Source organism: Streptomyces sp. AK010, from assembly GCF_014207295.1.
Lineage (GTDB): Bacteria > Actinomycetota > Actinomycetes > Streptomycetales > Streptomycetaceae > Streptomyces > Streptomyces massasporeus.
This window is the reverse complement of sequence record NZ_JACHCX010000027.1, coordinates 33,827-58,817: the sequence shown is the minus strand read 5'-3', so window position 1 is coordinate 58,817 and position 24,991 is coordinate 33,827. Positions and strand designations below refer to the sequence as shown.

Genomic DNA, 24,991 nt, shown 5'->3' with positions numbered 1-24,991 from the left:
CTGGAGGCTCAAGGTGACGTGCATCAGCTGCGGAGGGCGGTCATGACATCCGTCCTCGTCTGCGACGACTCCCCGCTTGCCCGAGAGGCGCTCCGTCGTGCGGTCGCGACCGTGCCCGGCGTAGAGCGCGTGACGACGGCGGCCAACGGCGAGGAAGTCCTCCGCCGCTGGGGGGCCGACCGCTCGGACCTGATTCTGATGGACGTACGCATGCCCGGACTGGGCGGCGTCGAGACGGTCCGGCGGCTGCTGTCCGCCGACCCCGGTGCGCGCATCATCATGCTCACCGTCGCCGAGGACCTGGACGGCGTGGCCCTCGCGGTCGCCGCCGGTGCCCGCGGCTATCTGCACAAGGACGCCTCCCGCGCGGAACTGCGCGCGACGGTGACCCAGGCCCTGGCCGACCCGACCTGGCGGCTCGCCCCGCGCCGGCTGCGTTCGGCCGAGATGGGCGCGGCGCCCACGCTCACGGCGCGTGAGATCCAGGTCCTCGAAGGCATGAGCCACGGCCGCTCGAACGCCGAGATCGGCCGCGAGCTGTTCCTCTCCGAGGACACCGTCAAGACGCACGCCCGGCGCCTGTTCAAGAAGCTGGGCGCCTCGGACCGGGCCCACGCCGTGGCGCTCGGCTTCCGGTGGGGTCTGGTGCGCTAGGGCCTGTCCTTCGGATCGGGTCGGCTTCGACGCGCGGCCTCCGGCGAGGGTCGGAGAGCGGGGGCACGCGGATGCCCCCGCGCGAGCCGTACTCGCGCGGACCGGAGCCGACGGCGACGCCGGCAGGGAGCCGCTCCCGCCCGGGCGCGGCCGAGGGCCCGGGAGGGTCCGGGCGAGGGCCGAGGTCTCCGGGATGATCCGAACGGCAGGTCCCAGCGGTCGTGGTGAGAGCAGGGAACGCCAGGTGGGCGCGGGTGGGCCGGGGGTCCGCGGGAGGCCCGCTGCTCGTTTCGCCGCGGATGCCGCATCCTTGAGGGTGTGGAGTTCCTCGGGGACGAGTCGGTCGAGCGGAAGGGGAGGGCGCAGGGGATGAGTGCCGGCGCACCTGCTCATAACGCTTCAGTGCACAACAACGGGAGCGGTGCCGCGGACCCTGCGGCCGCAAGGCACCATGGACCGATGCGCGACGACGAGGCGGCCCATGCCCAGGGCCCGATCGGGGCGCTCGTCCACCGCGCCGTCGACGGGGACGAGCAGGCGACGCACGACCTGCTCGCCCATGTCCACCCCCTGGCCCTGCGCTACTGCCGCACCCGTCTGTCCCGTCTTCCGGGCGACGCGCGGCACTTCGTGGAGGACCTCGCGCAGGAGGTCTGCGTGGCCGTGCTTCTCGCACTGCCCCGCTACCGGGACACCGGGCGTCCCTTCGAGGCGTTCGTCTTCGCCATTGCCGCGCACAAGGTCGCCGACCTGCAGCGCGCGGCGATGCGGCACCCCGGTTCGACGGCCGTCCCCTCCGACGAGATGCCCGAGCGCCCGGACGACTCCCTCGGTCCGGAGGAGCGCGCCCTGCTCAGCAGCGACGCGGAATGGGCCAAGAAACTCCTGGCCAACCTCCCCGAGAACCAGCGGGAACTGCTGCTGCTGCGCATCGCGGTGGGGCTCACGGCCGAGGAGACCGGCCAGATGTTGGGAATGTCACCCGGTGCGGTCCGGGTGGCTCAGCACAGGGCGCTGAGCCGGCTGCGGGCGCTGGCCGAGCAGTAGCCCTGCTTGAAGAACCCCTCAGTTGAACAGGCGGTGCGCCGCTTCCGTACGAAGATACGAAGCCCGGAGCGGGGCGGAACCGTGGAATGAGACAGCCGCGCTTCCCGTTAGCATGGACATCCGCACCGATCAAGGCCATTTGGGGAAGGTGTCATGACTGCCAACGTCGACGGAGTGCCCGGTAAATTCGCGACACTCGGGCTGACCTACGACGACGTGCTGCTGCTTCCGGGTGCATCCGAGGTGCTCCCCAACGCGGTCGACACCTCGTCCCGCATCTCCCGCAACGTCCGGGTCAACATCCCGCTGCTCTCCGCGGCGATGGACAAGGTGACCGAGTCCCGCATGGCGATCGCGATGGCCCGCCAGGGCGGCGTCGGCGTGCTGCACCGCAACCTGTCCATCGAGGACCAGGTCAACCAGGTCGACCTGGTGAAGCGCTCCGAGTCCGGCATGGTCACCGACCCGATCACGGTGCACCCCGACGCGACGCTGGCCGAGGCCGACGCCCTGTGCGCCAAGTTCCGCATCAGCGGCGTCCCGGTCACCGACGGCAGCAAGAAGCTGCTCGGCATCGTCACCAACCGCGACATGGCCTTCGAGACCGACCGCACCCGTCAGGTGCGCGAGGTCATGACACCGATGCCGCTGGTCACCGGCAAGGTCGGCATCTCCGGCGCCGACGCCATGGAGCTGCTGCGCCGCCACAAGATCGAGAAGCTTCCGCTGGTCGACGACGCGGGTGTCCTCAAGGGCCTCATCACGGTCAAGGACTTCGTCAAGGCCGAGCAGTATCCCAACGCGGCGAAGGACTCCGAGGGCCGGCTGCTCGTCGGTGCGGCCGTGGGCGCCAGCCCCGAGGCGCTGGAGCGCGCCCAGGCGCTCGCCGGTGCCGGTGTGGACTTCCTGGTCGTCGACACCTCGCACGGCCACAACAGCAACGCCCTCGGCTGGATGGCGAAGATCAAGTCGAGTGTGGGCGTCGACGTGATCGGCGGAAACGTCGCCACGCGTGACGGCGCCCAGGCGCTGATCGACGCCGGCGTCGACGGCATCAAGGTGGGCGTGGGCCCCGGCTCGATCTGCACCACCCGCGTGGTCGCCGGCATCGGCGTCCCGCAGGTCACGGCCATCTACGAGGCGTCCCTCGCGGCCCGTCCGGCGGGCATTCCGCTGATCGGCGACGGTGGCCTGCAGTACTCCGGCGACATCGGCAAGGCGCTGGCCGCCGGTGCCGACGCGGTGATGCTCGGCAGCCTCCTCGCGGGCTGTGAGGAGTCCCCGGGTGAGCTGCAGTTCATCAACGGAAAGCAGTTCAAGTCGTACCGCGGCATGGGCTCGCTCGGCGCGATGCAGTCCCGCGGCCAGGCCAAGTCGTACTCCAAGGACCGCTACTTCCAGGCCGAGGTCGGCTCCGACGACAAGCTCGTGCCCGAGGGCATCGAGGGCCAGGTGCCCTACCGCGGCCCGCTGGCCAACGTGCTGCACCAGCTCGTCGGCGGTCTGCGCCAGACCATGGGGTACGTGGGCGCCGCCTCCATCGACGAGATGGAGACCAAGGGCCGCTTCGTCCGGATCACCTCCGCGGGCCTCAAGGAGAGCCACCCGCACGACATCCAGATGACGGTCGAGGCGCCGAACTACAGCCGCAGCAAGTAGCGGCCCGGCCTTCCGAGGGCGGCCCTGGGCATCCGGGGCCGCCCTCGTCGTGCCCGTCGGCGATACTGGAAGACGCTGCAACGCATCAGGGAAAGGCCACAGACGTGACTGAGATCGAGATCGGGCGCGGCAAGCGCGGCCGCCGGGCGTACGCCTTCGACGACATCGCCGTCGTCCCCAGCCGCCGTACGCGGGACCCGAAGGAGGTCTCGATCGCCTGGCAGATCGACGCCTACCGCTTCGAGCTGCCGTTCCTGGCCGCCCCCATGGACTCGGTCGTCTCCCCGGCCACCGCCATCCGGATCGGCGAGCTCGGCGGCCTCGGCGTGCTGAACCTCGAGGGCCTGTGGACGCGCCACGAGGACCCGCAGCCGCTGCTCGACGAGATCGCCGGGCTGGACTCGCAGACCGCGACCCGCCGTCTGCAGGAGATCTACGCGGCCCCCATCAAGGAGGAGCTGATCGGGCAGCGCATCAAGGAGGTGCGCGACTCCGGCGTCGTCACCGCCGCCGCGCTCTCCCCGCAGCGCACCGCCCAGTTCTCCAAGGCCGTCGTGGACGCGGGCGTGGACATCTTCGTCATCCGCGGTACGACGGTCTCGGCGGAGCACGTCTCCGGGGCGTCCGAGCCGCTGAACCTGAAGCAGTTCATCTACGAGCTGGACGTCCCGGTGATCGTCGGCGGCTGCGCCACGTACACGGCGGCCCTGCACCTGATGCGCACCGGCGCGGCCGGCGTGCTGGTCGGCTTCGGCGGCGGCGCGGCGCACACCACGCGCAACGTCCTCGGCATCCAGGTCCCGATGGCCACGGCGGTCGCGGACGTGGCCGCCGCCCGCCGTGACTACATGGACGAGTCCGGCGGCCGGTACGTGCACGTGATCGCGGACGGCGGTGTCGGCTGGTCCGGCGACCTGCCCAAGGCGATCGCCTGCGGCGCCGACGCGGTCATGATGGGCTCCCCGCTGGCGCGCGCGACCGACGGTCCGGGCAAGGGGCACCACTGGGGCATGGAGGCCGTGAACGAGGAGCTGCCGCGCGGCAAGAAGGTCGACCTCGGCACGGTCGGGACCATCGAGGAGATCCTCACCGGCCCGTCCCACACCCCTGACGGCTCCATGAACCTCTTCGGTGCCCTGCGCCGCGCCATGGCCACGACCGGCTACAGCGAGCTGAAGGAGTTCCAGCGCGTCGAGGTGACGGTGGCGGACTCGCAGCACCGGCGGTAGTCCGCTTCAGCTTGAGAAGGGCCTGGTCACTCGGGGGAGTGGCTGGGCCCCTTCGCATGCCCAGGTGGGCGTGAAGGCGTGGGTTGCCGTTGGAGGGCGCACGGGTGCTTTCGGGTCGTTCGGCCCCGTTGAGGGTGGTTTCGAGGCACTGGTGTCCTTGATCGGCGCCCAGGTTCTTCTGGGTGCCCCCTTCCAAGGACACGGTCCGGACCCCGCCCTCGGGGCCCGGACCGAATTCCGACGTGCCGTCTACCGGGTCAATGGGCGGCGTCGTGGAAGGGGGCGCCGATGGGACGTCACCGCAAGCCCACGCGCTGGGACCGACTCCGTCTTCGGACGGTGCAGTGCCGGAGGAGGTGGATCTTGCGGGTTTTCGGATGGTGAGCGGCCGCCCCCAAGAGGAATAGGGGCGGACACTCCGTGATCCGTCCAGGAGCCTGCCGCAGTGACCGCTGCGGCGGGCTCCGCCTTGTTTCGGATGGGTGAGCGGCCGCCCCCAAAAGAACCAGGGGCGGACACTCCGTGACCCATCCAGGAGCCTGCCGCAGTGGCCACTGCGGTGGGCTCCACCCGTGTCCGTAAGGTACCCGCGCCGCGTGCCTCATGCCACCAGTCGCCTGGGCTCACGCACCCCGTGCGCCTTCTCTCACAACCGATGCGCCGCCCCTGTGGGCGCCGCCCCGCGCGTGTCGAGCAGCAGCTGCGCCTTCACCGACAGGCCCTGGAGGTCGTACGTGCGGTGCTGCTGGAGCAGGATGGTCAGGTCCGCGTCGGCTGCCGCCTCGTAGAGGGAGTCAGCGCGCGGGACCGGGTGGTCGTGCACGCTCCAGGACGGGACGTACGGGTCGTGGTAGCTGACCGCCGCGCCCAGCTCCCTCAGGCGCAGCGCGATCTCGCGGGCCGGGGTGCCCTGGAGGTCTGCGAGGTCGGGCTTGTAGGTGACGCCGAGGAGGAGCACGCGGGCGCCCCGTGCCGACTTGCCGTGTTCGTTGAGGAGCGTGGCGGCGCGCTGGACGACGTAGCCCGGCATGCGGTTGTTGACCTCCTGGGCCAGTTCCACCATGCGCAGGCCGCGGCCGCCTCCGGCGGTCAGGTCCTGGGGGACGGAGTGGCCGCCGACACCGGGGCCCGGGCGGAAGGCCTGGAAGCCGAACGGCTTGGTCTCCGCGCAGCGGATGACGTCCCACAGGTCGACGCCCAGGTCGTTGCAGAGGACGGCCATCTCGTTGACGAGGGCGATGTTCACGTGCCGGTAGTTGGTCTCCAGCAGCTGCACGGTCTCCGCTTCGCGGGGTCCACGCGCGCGTACCACCTTGTCGGTCAGCCGCCCGTGGAACGCGGCGGCCGACTCGGTGCAGGCCGGGGTGAGGCCGCCGATGACCTTGGGCGTGGTCGCCGGCGTGACGTCCCGGTTGCCGGGGTCGACGCGGCTGGGGGAGTACGCGAGGTGGAAGTCGCGGCCCGCGCGCAGCCCGGAGCCCTCTTCCAGGAGCGGACGCAGGAATTCCTCCGTGGTCCCCGGGTACACAGGTGACTCCAGGATCACCGTGGTGTGCGGGCGCAGGTGGGCGGCCAGGGTACGGGCGGCCGCCTCGAGCTGGCTCAGGTCGAGCCCGCCGTCCGCGCCCCGCGGGGTCGGCGCGCAGATGACCGCGGTGCGCACCCTGCCGAGCTCGGCCGGGTCGGTGGTCGGCCGGAAGCCCCCCGAGAGCATCCGGCGCAGTTCGGCGGGGCTGAGCGAGCCCGCCTCGGGTCCGGTCCGGTAGCCGAGGGTGGAGATGCCTGCACCGACGGCGGCCTGGGCCAGGGGCAGGCCGTACGCGCCGAGTCCGATGACGGCGAGATCTGCGGGCATGGCGTGGCCGTCCTTCCCGATAGCCGAAGTGGAACAGGTGCGCAAGCCCTGTGGACAGGACGGGCGAGCGCAATGTCAGACTAGGAGTAAATATGACCGATATGCGGGATTGGCTGGCCGAGTTTCGGTGAGTGTTCCGTGAGCGTTGTCCACAGGCTGAGGGTCCGTGGTGGCTGAAGTCGGGCAACCCGGTCAGAATCTGGGCAGGGGGATACGGGCGGGGTCTCACCCGACGGGTGCGGCCCGCGCGACCGATGAGCGGGAGGCAGTGGTGAGGACAGCGACACTCGGACCGGCGCAGCGCGCCGAGTCACTCGCATCTATGGCCGAGCGCGAGCTGGACGTGCTGGTCGTGGGTGCAGGCGTGGTCGGTGCGGGCACCGCGCTCGACGCCGTGACTCGGGGCCTGTCCACAGGTCTGGTCGAGGCGCGTGACTGGGCGTCCGGCACCTCCAGCCGGTCCAGCAAGCTCATCCATGGCGGCCTGCGCTATCTGGAGATGCTCGACTTCGCGCTCGTCCGCGAGGCCCTGAAGGAGCGCGGCCTGCTGCTGGAGCGGCTCGCCCCGCATCTGGTGAAGCCCGTGCCGTTCCTGTATCCGTTGCAGCACAAGGGCTGGGAGCGGCTGTACGCCGGTTCGGGCGTCGCCTTGTACGACGCCATGTCCATGGCCCGCGGTCACGGCCGGGGCCTGCCGATGCACCGCCACCTGACGCGCTCTCACGCCCTGCGCGTGGCCCCCTGCTTGAAGAAGGACGCCCTGGTCGGGGCGTTGCAGTACTACGACGCACAGATGGACGACGCCCGATATGTGATGAACCTGGTGCGTACGGCGGTGGCGTACGGCGCGAAGGCCGCCAACCGGGCGAGGGTGACGGGCTTCCTGCGCGAGGGCGAGCGGGTCGTCGGTGCCCGGGTGCAGGACGTCGAGGCGGGCGGTGAGTACGAGATCCGTGCCAAGCAGGTCGTCAACGCGACCGGCGTGTGGACGGACGACACCCAGGCGATGGTCGGGGAGCGCGGCCAGTTCCACGTCCGTGCGTCCAAGGGCATCCACCTGGTCGTGCCGCGCGACCGCATCCACTCCACGACCGGGCTGATCCTGCGCACGGAGAAGTCCGTGCTGTTCGTCATCCCCTGGGGCCGGCACTGGATCGTCGGCACCACGGACACCGACTGGGACCTGGACAAGGCCCACCCCGCCGCGTCCAGCGCGGACATCGACTACCTGCTGGACCATGTGAACTCGGTGCTGGCGGTGCCCCTCACCAGGGACGACGTCCAGGGCGTGTACGCGGGCCTGAGGCCGCTGCTCGCGGGTGAGTCCGACGCGACCAGCAAGCTGTCCCGCGAGCACACCGTGGCGCATCCGGTGCCCGGGCTGGTCGTCGTGGCGGGCGGCAAGTACACGACGTACCGGGTCATGGCCAAGGACGCGGTGGACGCGGCGGTGCACGGGCTCGACATGCGGGTCGCCGAGTGCGTCACCGAGGACGTGCCGCTGCTGGGCGCCGAGGGCTACCGGGCGCTGTGGAACGCGCGGGCGCGGATCGCCGCCCGGACCGGGCTCCACGTGGTGCGGGTCGAGCACCTGCTGAACCGCTACGGGGCGTTGACCGAGGAGCTCCTCGACCTCATCGCCGAGGACCCGTCGCTGGGCGAGCCCCTGGCGGCGGCCGACGACTATCTGCGCGCCGAGATCGTGTACGCGGCCTCCCACGAGGGGGCGCGGCATCTGGACGACGTGCTGACCCGGCGGACGCGCATCTCGATCGAGACCTTCGACCGGGGCGCCCGCAGCGCACGCGACGCCGCGCAGCTGATGGCGTCGGTGCTCGGCTGGGACAAGGGCCAGATCGAGCGCGAGGTCGAGCACTACCAGAAGCGGGTGGAGGCCGAGCGGGAGTCGCAGCGGCAGCCGGACGACCTGACGGCGGACGCGGCGCGGCTGGGGGCGCCGGACATCGTGCCGTTGTAGTCGGGCAGTGGCGCGGCAGGGGCTTTGGGTGGGCTTCGGAGGGCTTGGCAGGGGCCTGGTGGGCCCTGTCGGGTCGCCGGGCCCTGTCGGGTCGCCGGGTTCTGCGTGTTCCGGGGTTCTGCTGGTTCGGCGTTCTGCTGGTCCGGGGTTCTGCTGGTTCGGGGGTCTGCTGGGTCCCGGATTCTGCCGGATGTCACCCGAACGAGTGTCGGGGGGCGGGATCTTCGTTCGGGTGTGGGTCGTTCTACGAGGTGCGGGGGCAGAACTCGGCCGCGAGCATCGCGGGTTCGAGGCCGGGATCTGCGATCGCGTCCGTGTTCACGCGGAAGGTGAGGACCCGACGGCCGTCGACGGTGGCCGCGGTGCGCACGTAGCTGCCGGATATGTGCCCGTTGTGCCCCCACACCCGCGTGCCGCACGGAAGTTTCTCGGGGAACAGCCCCATGCCGTACGCGCCGTGTGCGGCACGGGTGTCGAGCATCTCGCGCAGCCAGTGCGGGGGCAGCAGCCGGCCGCCGAGCAGGGCCGCGTAGAAGCGGTCGAGGTCGGCGAGCGTGGACACCAACTCGCCCGCGGCTCCGGCCACCCGCGGGTCGAGTGCGGTGACGTCGGTTCCGTCGGCGGTGTAGGCGCGGCCGTGCGGTGAGGGCAGCGTGGATCGGGATCCGGGGAAGGAGGTGCCCGTCAGACGCAGGGGAGTGATGATGCGGCGCTCGGCCTCCGTGGCGTACGAGTGGCCGGTGACCTGCTCGATGACCAGGCCGAGCAGGACGTAGTTGGTGTTCGAGTAGGAGAAGTGGCCGCGTTCGGCCGGGGGGTGGGTGAGAGCGATGTTCAGGGCCTGACGGGGTGTGACGGGGGCGGCTCCGTCGGTGTCCGTGGTGAAGTCGGGCAGGCCGCTGGTGTGGGTGAGCAGGGAGCGCAGGGTCAGCGCGCGGCCGTCGTTGCCGGCTCCTCGCACCAGGCCCGGCAGGTGCTGCTCCACCGTGTCGGCCAGCGACAGCCGGTGCGCGGCGGCCAGTTGCAGCACGACCGTCGCGATGAACGTCTTCGTGATGCTTCCGGCACGGAAGTGGTCCGACCGGGCGATTCCCGGTCCATCGGCGGCATAGCGGGTGGTGGTGCCCTCCTGGGCGAGCAGGGCCGCGGCCGGGGCCCTGCCCTGCGTCACCAGGAGCGGCAGCACCGCGTCGACCGGCGGCATCGAGAGGGCCGACGAGTCGGCCGGGGGCAGAGCGAGGAGCGCGGCGGCTGCGGGCAGCGCCAGCAATGTCCGAAACGGCCGCATGCGGACTCCTCCCTGGTCAGGGCCCATCATGCAAGGCCGCGCGGGCCGCGCCGCACCCGGGTGTCCGGGGGCCGGGACCGCCGGGGCGCGCCAGGGGGCCCCTGGGCGCCGGGCACTTGTCGGGTGAGAGACAATGGAGGCTCTGTCAGGGCGGGTTGTATGAGGGGACGCATGTCGGAGGCGGAGCGGGCGGGCACATCTCGTCAGGACACTCGTCAGGACACCAGGGAGCGTCTCCTCGCGGGGCGTTACCGGCTGGGCAAGGTGCTCGGCCGCGGGGGCATGGGCACGGTGTGGCGCGCCGAGGACGAGATGCTGGGTCGGACGGTCGCCGTCAAGGAGCTGCGGTTCCCGACGAACATCGACCAGGAGGAGAAGCGGCGGCTGATCACGCGGACGCTGCGCGAGGCCAAGGCCATCGCGCGGATCCGCAACAACAGCGCCGTGACGGTCTTCGACGTCGTCCAGGAGGACGACCGGCCCTGGATCGTGATGGAACTCGTCGAGGGCAAGTCGCTCGCCGAGGTCATCCGGGAGGACGGCCTGCTCGAGCCCAAGCGTGCCGCCGAGGTCGGGCTCGCCGTCCTCGACGTGCTGCGGTCCGCCCACCGCGAGGGCATCCTGCACCGTGACGTGAAGCCGTCGAACGTCCTGATCTCCGACGACGGCCGGGTCGTGCTCACCGACTTCGGCATCGCCCAGGTCGAGGGCGACCCGTCCATCACCTCGACCGGCATGCTCGTCGGCGCGCCCTCCTACATCTCCCCGGAGCGGGCGCGCGGGCACAAGCCGGGACCGGCGGCCGACCTGTGGTCCCTCGGCGGGCTGCTGTACGCGGCGGTGGAAGGCGCGCCGCCGTACGACAAGGGGTCGGCCATAGCGACTCTCACGGCGGTGATGACCGAGCCGCTGGAGGAGCCGAAGAACGCGGGTCCGCTGAAGGACGTCATCCACGGGCTGCTCACCAAGGACCCCGCACAGCGGCTCGACGACGCGGGTGCCCGGGCGATGCTGAATTCGGTTCTGCACGCGCCCGAGACCCCCGAGCCGCGCCCGATGGACGCCACGAAGGTCGTGCCGTTGCCGGCGCAGCCCGACAGGTCCTCGCGCAAGGGGGGTTCGTCGGGGTCCGGCGGCAAGCGCGGCGAGGAGGCCGGGGAGCGGTTGCGCGGGGCGCTGCGCTCCGTGCGCAAGGCCGCCTCGGGATCGGCCGCCGCGGGCGCCGCCGCGTCGACCAAGTCCGGTGCCGCCGAGGCCTCTTCCGGGTCGGCCGGCACGGCCTCCTCCGCGTCGGACAGTGGCGCCGACCGGAGCGGGACCGCGGGTGCGTCGCCGGTGAAGCCGGGCTCGGGGGCGGACGCCGCCGGTGAGCGTGGTGCGGCGGAGACGAAGACGGCCTCCGGGGGGCGGAGTTCGGGATGGCCCGTGGTGCCGCCGCCGGACCTGCCGCCGAGGTCCGTGCCCCGGGCGCCGCTCACCGACGTGGTGCCGCGCCGGACCCTGATGATCATCGCGGTGATCGTGGCGCTCGCCGTGATCGGCACCGTGCTCGCCATCGCGCTCAGCGGTGACGACAAGGGCTCGAAGGGCGCCTCCGGCGAAGGCGGCGGGAAGTCCGTCGCCACGGCGTCGGACGGCGCCGACACCAAGGGCGACGAGAGCGACGGCACGCGCACCGACGGCGCCGCCCCGTCCGGGCCCGCCTCGAACAGCACACCCACCGGCCAGTCGGGCGGTTCCTCGGACGAGGGCGGGTCCGGCGGCGGGAAGGGCACCGCGGCGGAGTCGACTCACCAGGGGAACCAGGGGTACTCGATCGGTCTGCCCAAGGGCTGGAAGTACCAGTCCACGGCCACGGCGGGCGACCGCTTCACCGGGCCCGACGGGCAGAAGCTGCTCGTCGCCTGGACGTCCACGCCCAAGGGCGACCCGGTCGCGGACTGGAGGAACCAGGAGCGCTACATGGTGCGCTCGCAGTACAGGAAGATCCGTATAGAGAAGGTCGACTACCGCGGCTGGAACACCGCTGACTGGGAGTTCACCTACACGGACGGCGGCACCAAGTACCGCACCATCGACCGGGGTTTCGTGGTCGACGGCACGTACGGGTACGCGCTGATGTACACGGCCAAGGCGGCAGGCTGGGGCGGCGACTTGCGCAAGGAGACGTGGCGGACGCTCACGCAGACCTTCGAACCCAAGTCCTGAGCATGGGGCGCCCCGGGATTGGGGAGTGAGATCTGGCATCCCCGCATTGCGGGTTGCCTGCGGCACGTATCGTAAATGTTTGCGGACCGTGCGCAGCCGAAACGGACCGCGGGGCGAACGGATGTGACCGACGGGCTGCCGGGGGAGGCAACGTGGACGACTACGCGGGTCGGGTGCTGGCCGACCGCTACCGCCTGCCACTGCCGCCGTCCGACGAGTACGAACTCACCGAGACCCGGGCCTTCGACACCTACAGCGGACAGGAAGTCCTGGTCCGGCAGGTGCCGTTGCCCGAGGTGGTCGAGGCCGAGGTCCTCGACGCGGAGGGGCTGCCCGACGGCTTCACGGCACGTGACGGTGGTGCCCGGCGGTCCGGCACCCGGGCGGGCGCGGGCCCCCGGCGGCCCGCGGATCCGGTGGTGCGACGTGCGGTGGAGGCGGCGCAGGCCGCTGCGGCGATTCCCGACCACCCCCGACTCGACCAGGTCTTCGACGTGTTCGCCGAGGGCGGTTCGCTGTGGATCGTCAGCGAGCTGGTGGCCGCGCGCCCGCTGGCCGCGCTGCTCACCGAGAAGCCGCTGACGCCGTACCGGGCGGCCGAGGTGGCCTCCGACGTCCTGATGGCCCTTCGCGTGCTGCACGCGCACGGCTGGGTGCACCGGAACATCACCGCACGGACGGTGCTCGTCTGCGACGACGGCCGGGTGATGCTGACCGGGCTGGCGGTGGGCGCGGCCGAAGAGGCGCTGTGCGGGTACGACCCGGTGCCCGAACCGCCCTTCGAGGAGTCAGGGCAGGAGTCCGGGCCGGAGCCGGGGTCGCAGGGCGGCGGTGCCGGGCGGGCCCGTGGCGTCGGCGGCCCGGGCGGTTCCGGGCCGGGCGGCGGCATCGGCGGCGCGGGTGATCCCGAGGCGGCGCGGCGCGCGGCCATAGAGGCCCGGGAGGCCAGGGGAGTGCCCTCGGCCGGGGGCGAGACCGCGGGCGGCGGTTCGGTCGTACCGGTGCGTGGGCTGGTGGAGGGCGGCGGGGACCCGCGGGCGGCGCGTGCGGGAGCGATCGCGGCCTACCGGGCCGGTGCCCGGGCCGCCGCACGGGTGCAGGAGGCACAGCAGGGCGGGCGGGCGGCACTGCCCGGAGCCCGCACCGAGCCGGATGCCGGCGCAGGCGGTTCGGCGCAGTCGCCGTACATCCCCGGACAGGGCACCGCCCCCGGGGCCGTGCCGCCCGGGCGGATCGCCGACCCCTACAGCGTGGGCGGCCCTCCACGGACGACGGCCTGGCACGGTGCGGCGCCCCGCGGCACGGCCGGCGGGGCGACGGCGGCGCAGGGCCGCGAGCAGGCGGCGCTCCCTCCGGCCCCGGACACCGCGGCCCACGGCGAGCCCACCCGGTGGGACGACCTGGTCGCCGACCCCCCCGCACCCCGGCGCGGTCCGGCCACGGCGCTGGCCGCCGAGCGGGCGCGGCAGGCGCGGATGGCCGTGGTCGGGCCCGTGACCGAGCGCTGGGCGCCCGAGCAGGCGGGGCCGGTGCACGAGAACTGGCAGCTGGCCGCGCCGATCGGTCCCGCGACCGACCTGTGGGCGCTCGGCGCGCTGCTCTTCAGGGCCGTGCAGGGGCATGCGCCCTACCCGGAGGAGTCGACGGCCGAGCTGGTGCAGATGGTGTGCGCCGAGCCGCCCGCGTACGCCGAGGAGTGCGGGCCGCTGCGGCCGGTCGTGGAGTCGCTGCTGCGTCAGGACCCGACCGAGCGCCTCGACTTCGAGGAGGTGCGCGGCTGGCTGCGCTCGCTGGTGCGCTCGGCGCCCGAGCCGGAGGCCGGGATACACGTGGTCGCCGCGCCGCCCGTCGACGCCCGGCGGCTGCCCGTCGTCCGGCGCCGCGGTGAGCTCGTGCGCCGGCGGAAGGCGGGGCTGCCCGCGCACCACGGGCGGCACAAGCGGGCCAAGCAGGAATCCGGTTCGTCGCGCCGCCTGGGCCGCACCCTGCTGGTGCTGGTCCTGCTCGCGATGGCCGCGGCGATCGCCTACGCCATGCTCTTCATGCCCAAGGCGAAGAACGAGGGCGCGGACGGGGCCGACCGCACCGGAGCCGCCGGCGAGGTCAGCCAGGCGCCCGAGCCGGACGCCAGCAGCGAGCCCCGGCCCGACCAGACCTCGCCCGGCCGGGAGAAGAGCCCGTCGTCGTCGGCCGGCACCACCGAGACCCAGACCACCGGCCCGGGCGTCGCCGACGGCTTCACCCTGCGCAAGGACTCGGCGGGCTTCCAGGTCGCCGTCGCCAAGGGCTGGGACCGCACTCCACGCAACGGCAGCGGCCAGGTCGTCTACTCCAAGGGCGACTTCGAGCTCATCGTCGTGGCGGGCCGGGACAGCGCGTCGTCGTACGGCAGTGATCCGATGGACTACCAGCGGGAGAGGGAGCGCGAGTTGCAGCCGTACCGCGACTCCAGCTGGGCCACCTCCACCGGGCTGAAGACGATCGAGGTGGGCGGACGGACCATGGCCGAGGGGCAGTTCACCTGGACCGGCGGCGACGGGGGCGAGCTGTATGTGCGCAACCTGGCGATGCTGGTCGAGGGGCGCTACCACGTGGTCCAGGTGCGCGGCCCGGAATCCGAACGGGACGAGGTGACGCGGCTGTACGAGCAGGCGGCGGCGACGTACAAGGCCACGAAATGAGCGGCCGACGCGCCGCCTGTACGCCGCAGTTCACACTCTGGTTGCCTCACGTCCCGGCAGGCGACAACCGTCACAGTGCGGTCACCGTGGTACCCCGCTTGTTCCCTGGTTGAGGGCGGGTCCTTACGCTGACCCTGTCAAGACCATTGCGGGGCAACGTGAATCAGATGCAGGGCCTGCTCGTCGCGGGCCGCTACCGGCTGGCCGAATCCATCGGCAGTGGCGGCATGGGCCGGGTCTGGCGTGCACATGACGAGGTGCTGCACCGGTCCGTCGCCATCAAGGAGTTGACGGCCGCCCTCTACGTCTCGGAGAGCGAGCAGGCGATCCTGCTGGCGCGCACCCGGGCGGAGGCCAGGGCGGCGGCGCGCATCAACCACTCCGCGGTCGTCACGGTGCACGATGTGCTGGAGCACGACGGCCGCCCGTGGATCGTGATGGAGCTGGTCGAGGGCCGCTCCCTGGCCGACGCGGTCAAGGAGGAGGGGCGCGTCGAGCCGCGCGAGGCGGCGCGCATCGGCCTCTGGGTGCTGCGGGCCCTGCGTGCCGCGCACACCGCCGGCGTCCTGCACCGCGACATCAAGCCGGGCAACGTCCTCCTCGGCCGCGACGGACGCGTACTGCTCACGGACTTCGGCATCGCCCAGATCGAGGGCGACACGACCATCACGCGCACCGGAGAGGTCGTCGGGTCGGTCGACTACCTGGCGCCCGAGCGCGTACGCGGCCACGACCCGGGCCCGTCCTCCGACCTGTGGGCCCTGGGCGCGACGCTCTACACGGCGGTGGAGGGCCGGTCGCCGTTCCGCCGCACCACGCCGCTGACCACCATGCAGGCCGTGGTGGAGGAGGAGGCCGCCGAGCTCCAGCACGCCGGTCCGCTCACGCCCGTCATCATCTCCCTGCTGCGCAAGGACCCCAGCACCCGGCCCGATGCGTCCGAAGCGGAGCAGATGCTCGCCGAGGCGGCGGAGGGGCGGCGGCCGAACGGGGCGCAGGCGTACGTGCCCACGCAGTACGGCGGGCCGACGCCGTACCGGGACTCCCACAGCGGCACGGGGACGGCCGCCACCGGCACCGGCCCCGTCGGCACCGGCTCGGGTTCGCACACCCGGACACCGCTCCCGCCGCTGGCCGGCACCCCGGCCACCGGGACGTCCACCGCCGGCACTCCGCCGTACGGCCCCACCGGCCCCACCACGATCGGCCCGGCGGCGACGGGCCCGCAGCCGACCGGCACGGGCAGGCGCCGCAGGCTGCGCACCCTCGCCCTGGTCGTCGCGCTCGCGGCCATCATCGGCGGGGGCACGGCCGTGGTGCTCCAGCAGTGGCACCAGAACCGGCAGGGCGACTCCGGCGCGTCGGTCTCGACGACGAAGGGGCCGGGGGGATCGGTTCCGGACAGCTGGATCCGCTACGACGACCCCGCCGGGTTCAGCCTCCATCTGCCGAAGGGCTGGAAGCGCACGCCCTTCGGCCCGCAGGGCGAACTCAAGCAGATCGACTACTCACCGGACGGCGGACGGCACTTCGTCCGGATCGCCATCGACGCATCACCGGACTTCGCCGACCCCTACGCCCACCAGCTCGACCTGGAGCAGCAGCTTCAGCGGCTGGTCGACTACAAGAGGGTCACGCTGGAGCGCAACGTCTACCGGGACCGGGAGGGCGCCCGGTGGGAGTACACCTGGACCGCGCAGCCCAAGGACATCAAGTTCCCCGGCCCGCGCCGGGCCGTCGAGGAGACGTACGTGGCCCGCGACGGCACCGAGTACGCGCTCTACATGTCGTCCCCCGCCGCGGACTGGCCGACGGCGAGCAAGCAGTTCACCGCGTTGCTGCAGGGCTGGCAGGAGAAGACCTCCTGAGGCCCGGGCACTTCTGGCGAGGGCCGGTCCGGCGAGGGCCGGTCCGGCGAAGGCCGGCGTAGGCCGGTGAGGGGCTGTCTGTTTCGGCCACCGGCAGCTCACCGTCCCGGAGTGGTTCCGTCCGTTGGGGCATGATTGCCGCATGGGGACCGAGGGGCACAACAGGCGTGTCATCGCGGGCCGGTACCGGCTCGAGGAGAAACTCGGGCGCGGTGGCATGAGCGTGGTCTGGCGGGCGACCGACCGGTTGCTCGGCCGGAGCGTGGCCGTCAAGGAGCTCCCCTACGACGAGACGCTCTCCGCGGCGCAGGCCCGCCGGCAGCGGGACCGTACGCTGCGTGAGGCCCGGGCCGTCGCCCAGTTGAGCCACCCGCACATCATCGTCGTCCACGACGTCGTCGAGGACGACGAACGCCCCTACATCGTCATGGAGCTGATCGAGGGCGGCTCGCTCGCCGACCGGCTCGCCCACCGAGGTCCCGTCGACGCCGCCGAAGCGGCCCGCATCGGCATCGCCCTGCTCGGCGCGCTGGGCGCCGCGCACGCGGCCGGGGTGCTGCACCGTGACCTCAAGCCGGACAACGTGCTGCTGGAGACGGGTACCGACCGGGTCGTCCTCACCGACTTCGGCATCGCCCAGGTCGCGGGCACCCCCACGCTCACCGAGAACGGGTCCTTCGTCGGCTCGCCCGAGTACACCGCGCCCGAGCGGATGTCGGGATCCAGGACCGGGCCCGAGTCCGACCTGTGGTCCCTGGGCGCGCTGCTGTGCGCCGCTCTCAGCGGGGAATCGCCGTTCCACCGCGACTCGTTGGGCGGCATCCTGCACGCGGTCGTGGTGGGCGATATCCAGCCGCCCGCGCAGGCGGGGCCGCTCATGCCCGTCGTACGCGGTCTGCTGGAGCGCGATCCGGACCGGCGGCTGGACGCGGACCGGGCGGAACGGATGCTCCGGGCCTTCCGCGACACGGGCCGCACACCCATGTCGCCGCCGCCCGACTACCCGCCGACGGTGGGGGACGTGCCGCGGCGAAGGCCGCTGGATCGCATCGTCCGGCAACCGTCCGCGTCGCCGGTCGAGCCGTCCGGCCCGGCCCGGACGGAGGAACCCTTCCTCCGGCAGCCCACCCGGCGCGTGCTCATCGCGGCGCTGCTGGTCGCGGCGACGGCGGGAGCGGGGGTGTCCGCGGCGGCGCTGCTCGCGGGAGAGGGCGACGGTGACGGCGGCCCCGTGCCGACGAGTTCCGCACCGACGCCGCCGAAGACGCCGAAGGCGCCGACGACCCGGCCGGTCTCCCCGAGCGTGCCCGCGCCCACCCCGTGACGCGACGACCGAGCCCACCCTCGTGACGACGGCCGAGCCCCGCACCCCACCGCGACAAAGAGGGCGACAAGCCCCCTCCGACGTCACGGGTCGGTGACCGGCTCGCGTCCTTTGTGGATCCGCGGGCGGCTGGCACGGTATGGATGAACCCATGAGCAACAACGGGGGAGCCCGATCCGGGGCCGACGAGCCGACGAGTTTTGTACTGCAACCGCCGAACCAGCAGGGGCCGGTGCCGGGCAATCCCTACGCCACGCCGGCCGCGTCACCCACCCAGGTCGTGCCGCCCCAGGCGCCCCGTCGGCCCAGGCGGCCCGGATGCCCGAGGACCCCGGTGCGGGGCGGCTCATCGCCGGACGCTATCGGCTGCTGACCAGGCTCGGACACGGCGGCATGGGCACGGTGTGACGCCAAGGACGAGACGGTGGACCGCGAGGTCGCCGTCAGGGAACCTCGCGTCCCCGAGCATCTTCCCGAACGCGAACGCTCCAACGCCTCCAGGGCCCGCTCGCCGAGGCCGTCAACGGCCTGCTGCACAAGGACCCGGCCCGCCGCGTCGCTCGCCGTCCCCGCCGAGTACCAGCGGACGGTGCCCGACCGGAAGTCCGACCAAGAGCACTGGGTCACGTACACCGACTGGAGCGGCAGCATCTGGATCGGCCTGAGGCTGGAGAAGAAGGCCGAGGACACCGGCGGCAACATCGCGGGTTCCGCGGCCGCCGAGATGTACGACGACGACACCCGGTTCGGTTCAAGGAGAGCGGCAGCTACGAGCTCGACATGGACGAGGGGCCGAAGAAGTCGGACCCCAAGGTGACCACGTAGCGGGACAAGAAAGCCGCCCGGAACACCGTCTTCTTCAAGACCGACGACAGCGAGAACCCCCGCCCCCGGGAACTCCAGATCCTCTACTACCGGACCCCCGGCGGCGACATGTACAAGCTCACCGTGAGCTACCCGGGCAAGGGCGACTTCGTCGAGCGCGGACGCGAGGTGGCGAGCGCGGCCATCGCGAACCTGGACATCGACAAGACCTGATCCCGGTCCGTCCAACTGCCGTGAAAGCGACCCGCGTCGACAATCAGGCGCCGCGCGGGGTACTGATGGGGCATGAGCAACGACGGGGGCGGGACGGATGACGCCCGGGGCAGGCTGGTCGGCGGGCGGTACCGGCTGATCGAGCGCATCGGCTCCGGCGGCACCGGCACCGTCTGGCGGGCCCACGACGACCTCGCACAGCGTGAAGTCGCCGTCAGACAGCCCCGGTTGCCGGGCGGCCCGGACGACGAGGGCCACCGGCGCGCGGCCCACCGCCTTCACCGTGAGGCCCGGGCCGCAGCCCGTGTAGACCATCCCGCCGCCGTCACCATCCACGACGTGGTCGTCGAGGCGGAGCAGAGGGACGAACGCCCCGGTCCCACAGGCCCCGACGAACTCGACGCGGCCGAGGCGCTCGACGGTCTGCCGTGGATCGTCATGGAGTGGGTGCCCGGGGAGTCCCTGCGCGAGGCACTCCGACGCGGCCCGGTCGACGTGCGCGAGGCCGCCCGGATCGGTCTCGCCGTGCTCGGTGCCCTGCGCGCCGCGCACTCCGTCGGCATCGTGCACCGGGACGTGAAGCCCGCCCATGTGCTGCTCGGCCCGCACGGGCGGGTCGTCGTCACCGACTTCGGCATCGCCCACGTCCAGGGCGAGGGCCGCCTCACCGCGGGCGGGGAGTCAACCGCGGACTCGCTGGAGTTCGTCGCCCCCGAGAGGGCGTCCGGCCGCATCGCGGGGCCCGCGTCCGACCTGTGGTCGCTGGGTGCCCTGCTGTACACGGCAGTCGAGGGCTCGTCCCCGTTCCTGCGGGCCACGCCGGAGGCCACGCTCGCCGCGATCCTCGCGGCCGAGCCGCCCGAACCGACGCGGGCCGGCCTCCTCGGGCCGCTGATCGCACGACTGCTGGTGCCGGACCCCGAACAGCGGCCGGCCGCCGACGAGGTCGCGAAGGTCCTGGAGGCGGCGGCGGCACCGACCCCGGCACCGACCCCGGCATCGACACCGACCCCGACACCGACCCCGGCATCGGCACCGACCCCGGCCGAGCGGCCGCAGCCGGCCGAACCCATACGCACCCCTGACGCCCCGGTGTCCGCTGCGGTGCCCGCCGTTCACCCCGCCCCGGTGCCGGCTGCCGTGCCCTCCGGACAGCTCGACCCCGTGCCCGCTGCCGCGCCCTCCGAACAGCCGGAGGAGGAAGGCGCCTCGGTGTTCGAGGGGGCCCGGGCGCGGCTCGGCAGCGCCCCGGGATCGTAAAGGCCGAATCACCTCAACCGGTCACCGCACAACGTCCTGATCAGCGCGTTTGTTGCCAGCAGTCACTGGCGTCGTGTGTGCACTCGGTGAAGCCGTATTACCGACGGGTACCCAAAGCCTGCGTCGCGGCATACTCTGCGCCTCATGACGGACGCGCAGGCCGCCGAGAAGACGGCAGAGACCGGCAGGGCACAGACCGGCACGAACCCCCTCGCCCCCGCCCCGGAGGGCGCCCGCACCGCGGCGGACGTGGTCACGCCCGAGCTGGTCGCCCAGCTCACCAAGGGCGTCGCCGGCTCCGGCCGGACCGCCAACCACACGCCGTTCACCGGTGAGAAGCTGGCCGACCTCCCCGAGTCGACGCCCGAGGACGTGGCGAAGGCCTTCGAAGCGGCCCGGGCCGCCCAGGCCGTGTGGGCGCAGACCCCCGTACGGCAGCGCGCCGCAGTCCTGCTCCGCTTCCACGACCTGGTGCTGGAGCGCCAGGCCGAGGTGCTCGACCTCATCCAGCTGGAGACCGGCAAGGCCCGGCTGCACGCCCACGAGGAGGTCCAGGCCGTCGCGGTCGCCGCCCGGCACTACGGCCGCAAGGCCCCCGCCTACCTCCGGCCCAAGCGGCACGCAGGCGCCATGCCGACCCTGACGAAGGTCACCGAGCTGCGCCACCCGCGCGGTGTCGTCGGCCAGATCGCCCCCTGGAACTACCCGTTGGAGCTGTCGGTCGGCGATGCGCTCCCGGCCTTCGTCGCGGGCAACGCCGTCGTCATGAAGCCGGACACGGAGACCTGCCTGACCGCCCTGTGGGCCCGTGACCTGCTGATCGAGGCCGGACTGCCCGCCGACGTCTTCCAGATCGTCCTCGGCGACGGCCCGGTCGTCGGCCCCGAGGTCGTCCGGCACGCCGACTACGTCTCCTTCACCGGCTCCACCCGCACCGGCCGCGAGGTCGCCCAGGGCGCCGCGGCCCGGCTGGTGGGCGTCTCCCTCGAACTCGGCGGCAAGAACGCCATGCTGGTCCTTCAGGACGCCGACATCGAGAAGGCCGCGGCCGGCGCCGTCCGCGCCTGCTTCTCCTCCGCCGGCCAGCTCTGCATCTCCATCGAGCGGCTCTACGTCCACGAGTCCATCGCGGACGCCTTCCTGGAGCGCTTCGCCGCCCGCACGAAGGCCATGCGCCTCGGCACGTCCCTGGCGTACGGCGCCGACATGGGTTCCCTGGTCGGCGAGCGCCAGCTCGAGACGGTCACGCGGCACGTGGAGGAGGCCGTCGCCAAGGGCGCGAAGGTCGTCGCGGGCGGTGTGGCCCGCCCCGACATCGGCCCGTACTTCTTCGAGCCCACGATCCTGGACGGCGTCGTCACGGACATGTCCGTCTGCGGCGAGGAGACCTTCGGCCCGGTCGTCTCCGTCTACCGCTTCACGAGCGAGGACGAGGTGATCGAACGCGCCAACGCCACGGCGTACGGCCTCAACTCCTCGGTCTGGACGAAGAACGGCCGGCGCGGCCAGGAGGTCGCCGCCCGCCTGCGCACCGGCACGGTCAACATCAACGAGGGTTACGCCCCCGCCTACGGCAGCGTCCAGTCCCCGATGGGCGGCATGAAGGACTCCGGCCTCGGCCGCCGCCACGGCTCCGAGGGCATCCTCAAGTACACCGAGGCCCAGACGGTCGCCCACCAGCGCGTACTCCCCATGGCCCCCTCGCTGGGCATGGACGACGAGAAGTACGCCCGGTTCATGAGCAGGAGCCTGCGCCTGATGAAGGCGTTCCGGTTCCGGTAGACGACCCTCGCTTCAGCCACTCAAAGGGGAGACGGCACGTGCCTCAGGACGCTTACGACTACGACGTCATCGTCGTGGGTTCCGGCTTCGGCGGCTCGGTGAGCGCCCTGCGCCTCACGGAAAAGGGATACAAGGTCGGCGTCCTGGAAGCCGGCCGACGCTTCACCCGCGAGACCCTCCCGAAGAACTCCTGGGACCTCAGGAACTACCTCTGGGCCCCGAAGCTCGGCATGTACGGCATCCAGCGCATCCATCTGCTGGGCAACGTCATGGTCCTGGCCGGCGCGGGCGTCGGCGGCGGTTCCCTGAACTACGCCAACACCCTCTATGTCCCGCCGAAGCCGTTCTTCGAGGACCCCCAGTGGCGTGACATCACCGACTGGCAGGACGAGCTGGCGCCGTACTACAACCAGGCCCGGCGCATGCTGGGCGTACGGCTCAACCCGACCATGACACCCTCCGACGTGCACCTGAAGGCCGCCGCGGAGCGCATGGGGTGCGGCGACTCCTTCCACATGGCCCCGGTCGGCGTCTTCTTCGGCGACGGCGAGGACGCCGACGGCTCGGCCAAGGCCAAGCCGGGCCAGGAGGTGCCCGACCCGTACTTCGGCGGCGCGGGCCCGTCCCGCAAGGCGTGCTCGGAGTGCGGCGAGTGCATGACCGGCTGCCGCCACGGCGCCAAGAACACCCTCAACGAGAACTACCTGCACCTCGCCGAGAAGGCCGGCGCGGTCGTCCACCCCATGACCACGGTCGTGTCGGTCACCGACGACTCGCGCGGCGGCTACGCCGTCGCCACCCTGCCCACCGACGACCGCGGCAAGAAGAAGGGCCGCACCTACACGGCCCAGCGGGTGGTCCTCGCCGCCGGCACCTACGGCACCCAGACCCTGCTGCACCGCATGAAGGCCGGCGGCCAGCTGCCGTACCTCTCGGACAAGCTGGGTGAGCTGACCCGCACCAACTCCGAGGCCCTGGTCGGCGCCCAGACCGATGACCGGCGCTACCGCAAGGCGCACGGCGCGCCCAAGGCCGACTTCACCCGGGGCGTGGCCATCACGTCCTCCATCCACCCCGACGCCAACACCCACATCGAGCCGGTCCGCTACGGCAAGGGCTCCAACTCGATGGGCGGCCTGTCCATCCTCCAGGTGCCGTACGCGGGGACGGACTCGGGCAGCTCGCGGGTCCTGGGCTTCCTCGCCAACGCGGCGAAGCACCCGCTGCTGGTGCTGCGCTCGCTGTCGAACCGCCGCTGGTCGGAGCGGACCATCATCGGCCTGGTGATGCAGTCGCTGGACAACTCCCTGACGACCTACGTGAAACCGTCGGGTGTCGGCCGCGGCCTGCTCACCGCCCGCCAGGGCCACGGCGCCCCCAACCCCAAGCAGATCAGGGCCGCCACGGAGGGCGCATCGGCACTCGCCGCCGAGATCAACGGCTTCGCGGGCTCCAACGTCGGCGAACTGATGGGCACCCCGCTCACCGCCCACTTCCTGGGCGGCTGCCCGATCGGCGACTCCCGCGAGTCGGGCGTGATCGACCCGTACCACCGCCTCTACGGCCACCCCGGCATCTCGGTCGTCGACGGCGCCGCGGTCTCCGCCAACCTGGGCGTCAACCCGTCCCTCACCATCACCGCACAGGCCGAGCGGGCGATGTCCTACTGGCCCAACAAGGGCGAGGAGGACCCGCGCCCGCAGCAGGGCACCTACGAGCGTCTCCAACCCGTCGAGCCCAAGTCCCCGGCGGTCCCGGCGGAGGCGTTCGGCGCGCTGAAGCTGCCGTTCCTCGGCATGCCGGCCGTACCGCCGAAGAAGTAGCCGGACCCTTCACAAGGAAGCCGAAGAAGTAACCGGGACCCTCACCAGGAAGCCGGCACAGAAGAGGGACCTGCGCCCCCCTCCGAGCGCAGGTCCCTCTTCTGCTTGTGCAACGGCCTTTCGGCCGCCACGGCTTACGCCTGGACGCCGGCCTTGCGGCGACGGACCACGAAGATCGCGCCGGCACCCGCGACGACCGCGGCACCGCCGACGAGGCTGATCATCGGCAGGGCGGAGCTGGAGCCGGTCTCGGCGAGGTTGCCCTCGACCTCGATCGGCTTGGCCCCACCCTGCGGCTTGATGTCCTTCGGCGGCTTCTGGCCGGACGGCTTGGCGTCGCCCACGTCGCCGGGCTTCGAGCCCGGCTTGAGGATCTGGAACGGGTAGACGTCGCCGTTCTCGAAGCAGCCGCCATCGCTCGTGTCGTAGCCACCGGCGGCGATCGCCAGGCTGTCGCCCACGGGCGCGCCGGCGTCCATCTTCACCCGCAGGTCGATGCTGACCTTCTGGCCGGCGTCGAGCGGGAACTCACCGAAGAAGACCCCGTTGTTGATGCCCGTGTCCGCGAAGTCGTTGGTCCACTTGCCCGTGCTCGGGTTGCGGTACTCGAAGTGCGCGTACCTGTCGAAGAGCTGGTCCTCCTCGGAGTCCAGGTCCCCGAAGGAGAACGCGGTGGCCATGACCTGCAGGGACTCGATGTCCGTCGTGCTGGCGTTCTTGACGTTGAACTTGAACGTCTTCCAGCCGCTGCCCGCGACGATCTTCTCCGGGAAGCCGGACAGGCCTACGGAGATGTTCGCCTCCTCGCAGTCCGGGAACTCCTCGTCGTCACCGTCGCCGGGCTCGCTCGGAGAGGCGGAGGCGGACGCCGAGGGGCTGGCAGACGTCGACGCAGTGGCCGACGCGGACGCGGTGGCCTCGGGAGCCGACTCGCTCACGGACGCGCTCGGGCTCGGCGTCGTCTCGGCGGGCGTGGACTCGGTCGCAGACGGCGAGGGCGACGTCTCGGGAGCGGACTCGCTCACCGACGCGCTCGGCGCGGGTGTCGTTTCGTCGGTCGCGTACGCGACCGGTGCCGCGAGCAGTGCCACCGGGGCTATGACCGCCGTAGCGGCCGCTGCTGCCATGGCGCGGCGAAGCTTCATGAAGACCTCGGAGAGTCCGGGCGTACCGCAGATGCGATACGAACGTTGGGGGAGGCCTCCGCGTGTGGGGCGCGGGTGTGGCCCTTGGTTCGCCGTGTTTGATCAGTGAAACCTGTGAATGGTTGTGCTGGCATTCACAGAATTCTTATGTG

15 protein-coding genes and 1 pseudogene are annotated in these 24,991 nt (G+C 72.2%); 13 read left to right on the top strand and 3 right to left on the bottom strand.

Annotated features, from left to right (window positions below; all coding sequences use genetic code 11):
• Positions 1 to 42: 42 nt before the first annotated feature.
• From HDC93_RS34170 to HDC93_RS34155, 4 genes are all read left to right on the top strand, one after another.
• Positions 43 to 654: a response regulator transcription factor gene (locus HDC93_RS34170; RefSeq protein ID WP_003948568.1), complete on the top strand. Its 612-nt coding sequence runs from the start codon at positions 43 to 45 to the stop codon at positions 652 to 654.
• Positions 655 to 1,113: 459 nt separating this feature from the next.
• Positions 1,114 to 1,701, top strand: coding sequence for a sigma-70 family RNA polymerase sigma factor (locus HDC93_RS34165; protein ID WP_185014700.1), 588 nt, complete (start codon positions 1,114 to 1,116; stop codon positions 1,699 to 1,701).
• Between the two features lie 153 nt (positions 1,702 to 1,854).
• Entirely contained in the window at positions 1,855 to 3,360 is a 1,506-nt protein-coding gene (gene guaB / locus HDC93_RS34160; RefSeq protein ID WP_185014699.1) for an IMP dehydrogenase, read from the top strand.
• 104 nt (positions 3,361 to 3,464) lie between these two features.
• Positions 3,465 to 4,589, top strand: a complete 1,125-nt coding sequence (locus HDC93_RS34155; RefSeq protein WP_185014698.1) for a GuaB3 family IMP dehydrogenase-related protein — start codon at positions 3,465 to 3,467, stop codon at positions 4,587 to 4,589.
• 646 nt (positions 4,590 to 5,235) lie between these two features.
• Here HDC93_RS34155 and HDC93_RS34150 read toward each other — a convergent pair.
• Positions 5,236 to 6,444 (bottom strand): nucleotide sugar dehydrogenase, encoded by a 1,209-nt coding sequence (locus tag HDC93_RS34150; protein ID WP_185014697.1) that lies wholly within the window; start codon positions 6,442 to 6,444, stop codon positions 5,236 to 5,238.
• Between the two features lie 271 nt (positions 6,445 to 6,715).
• Here HDC93_RS34150 and HDC93_RS34145 point away from each other — a divergent pair, with 271 nt between their 5' ends.
• Complete coding sequence (locus tag HDC93_RS34145) at positions 6,716 to 8,422, top strand: glycerol-3-phosphate dehydrogenase/oxidase (protein ID WP_185014696.1); 1,707 nt, start codon at positions 6,716 to 6,718, stop codon at positions 8,420 to 8,422.
• Between the two features lie 244 nt (positions 8,423 to 8,666).
• Here HDC93_RS34145 and HDC93_RS34140 read toward each other — a convergent pair whose 3' ends face one another.
• Positions 8,667 to 9,710: a serine hydrolase gene (locus HDC93_RS34140; protein ID WP_185014695.1), complete on the bottom strand. Its 1,044-nt coding sequence runs from the start codon at positions 9,708 to 9,710 to the stop codon at positions 8,667 to 8,669.
• 171 nt (positions 9,711 to 9,881) lie between these two features.
• Here HDC93_RS34140 and HDC93_RS34135 point away from each other — a divergent pair, with 171 nt between their 5' ends.
• From HDC93_RS34135 to HDC93_RS34100, 8 genes and pseudogenes are all read left to right on the top strand, one after another.
• On the top strand, positions 9,882 to 11,918 hold the full coding sequence (locus tag HDC93_RS34135) for a serine/threonine-protein kinase (protein WP_185014694.1): 2,037 nt from the start codon (positions 9,882 to 9,884) through the stop codon (positions 11,916 to 11,918).
• 152 nt (positions 11,919 to 12,070) lie between these two features.
• Positions 12,071 to 14,599: a protein kinase gene (locus tag HDC93_RS34130; protein WP_185014693.1), complete on the top strand. Its 2,529-nt coding sequence runs from the start codon at positions 12,071 to 12,073 to the stop codon at positions 14,597 to 14,599.
• Positions 14,600 to 14,766: 167 nt separating this feature from the next.
• The gene (locus HDC93_RS34125; RefSeq protein WP_185014728.1) at positions 14,767 to 16,467 is read left to right on the top strand and encodes a serine/threonine-protein kinase; all 1,701 of its coding nucleotides are present in this window, start codon (positions 14,767 to 14,769) and stop codon (positions 16,465 to 16,467) included.
• Positions 16,468 to 16,609: 142 nt separating this feature from the next.
• Complete coding sequence (locus HDC93_RS34120; protein ID WP_185014692.1) at positions 16,610 to 17,791, top strand: serine/threonine-protein kinase; 1,182 nt, start codon at positions 16,610 to 16,612, stop codon at positions 17,789 to 17,791.
• A gap of 151 nt (positions 17,792 to 17,942) precedes the next feature.
• A pseudogene (locus HDC93_RS34115) lies at positions 17,943 to 18,829 on the top strand (hypothetical protein).
• Between the two features lie 72 nt (positions 18,830 to 18,901).
• A complete protein-coding gene (locus HDC93_RS34110) occupies positions 18,902 to 20,089 on the top strand; it encodes a serine/threonine-protein kinase (RefSeq protein ID WP_398987483.1) in 1,188 nt (395 codons plus the stop codon).
• A gap of 144 nt (positions 20,090 to 20,233) precedes the next feature.
• On the top strand, positions 20,234 to 21,871 hold the full coding sequence (locus HDC93_RS34105) for a succinic semialdehyde dehydrogenase (RefSeq protein ID WP_185014691.1): 1,638 nt from the start codon (positions 20,234 to 20,236) through the stop codon (positions 21,869 to 21,871).
• 38 nt (positions 21,872 to 21,909) lie between these two features.
• Positions 21,910 to 23,694 carry a GMC family oxidoreductase N-terminal domain-containing protein gene (locus HDC93_RS34100; protein ID WP_185014690.1) on the top strand — a complete coding sequence of 595 codons (1,785 nt, stop codon included), beginning with the start codon at positions 21,910 to 21,912 and terminating at the stop codon, positions 23,692 to 23,694.
• A 134-nt stretch (positions 23,695 to 23,828) separates the two neighbouring features.
• Here HDC93_RS34100 and HDC93_RS34095 read toward each other — a convergent pair whose 3' ends face one another.
• Positions 23,829 to 24,839, bottom strand: coding sequence for an LAETG motif-containing sortase-dependent surface protein (locus tag HDC93_RS34095; RefSeq protein ID WP_185014689.1), 1,011 nt, complete (start codon positions 24,837 to 24,839; stop codon positions 23,829 to 23,831).
• Positions 24,840 to 24,991 lie beyond the last annotated feature (152 nt).

Coding starts and splice junctions, on each gene's coding strand:
- HDC93_RS34170 (WP_003948568.1), top strand. CDS start 43: ATGACATCCGTCCTCGTCTGCGACGACTCCCCGCTTGCCCGAGAGGCG.
- HDC93_RS34165 (WP_185014700.1), top strand. CDS start 1,114: ATGCGCGACGACGAGGCGGCCCATGCCCAGGGCCCGATCGGGGCGCTC.
- guaB (WP_185014699.1), top strand. CDS start 1,855: ATGACTGCCAACGTCGACGGAGTGCCCGGTAAATTCGCGACACTCGGG.
- HDC93_RS34150 (WP_185014697.1), bottom strand. CDS start 6,444: ATGCCCGCAGATCTCGCCGTCATCGGACTCGGCGCGTACGGCCTGCCC.
- HDC93_RS34140 (WP_185014695.1), bottom strand. CDS start 9,710: ATGCGGCCGTTTCGGACATTGCTGGCGCTGCCCGCAGCCGCCGCGCTC.
- HDC93_RS34135 (WP_185014694.1), top strand. CDS start 9,882: ATGTCGGAGGCGGAGCGGGCGGGCACATCTCGTCAGGACACTCGTCAG.
- HDC93_RS34125 (WP_185014728.1), top strand. CDS start 14,767: ATGCAGGGCCTGCTCGTCGCGGGCCGCTACCGGCTGGCCGAATCCATC.
- HDC93_RS34120 (WP_185014692.1), top strand. CDS start 16,610: ATGGGGACCGAGGGGCACAACAGGCGTGTCATCGCGGGCCGGTACCGG.
- HDC93_RS34110 (WP_398987483.1), top strand. CDS start 18,902: ATGAGCAACGACGGGGGCGGGACGGATGACGCCCGGGGCAGGCTGGTC.
- HDC93_RS34105 (WP_185014691.1), top strand. CDS start 20,234: ATGACGGACGCGCAGGCCGCCGAGAAGACGGCAGAGACCGGCAGGGCA.
- HDC93_RS34095 (WP_185014689.1), bottom strand. CDS start 24,839: ATGAAGCTTCGCCGCGCCATGGCAGCAGCGGCCGCTACGGCGGTCATA.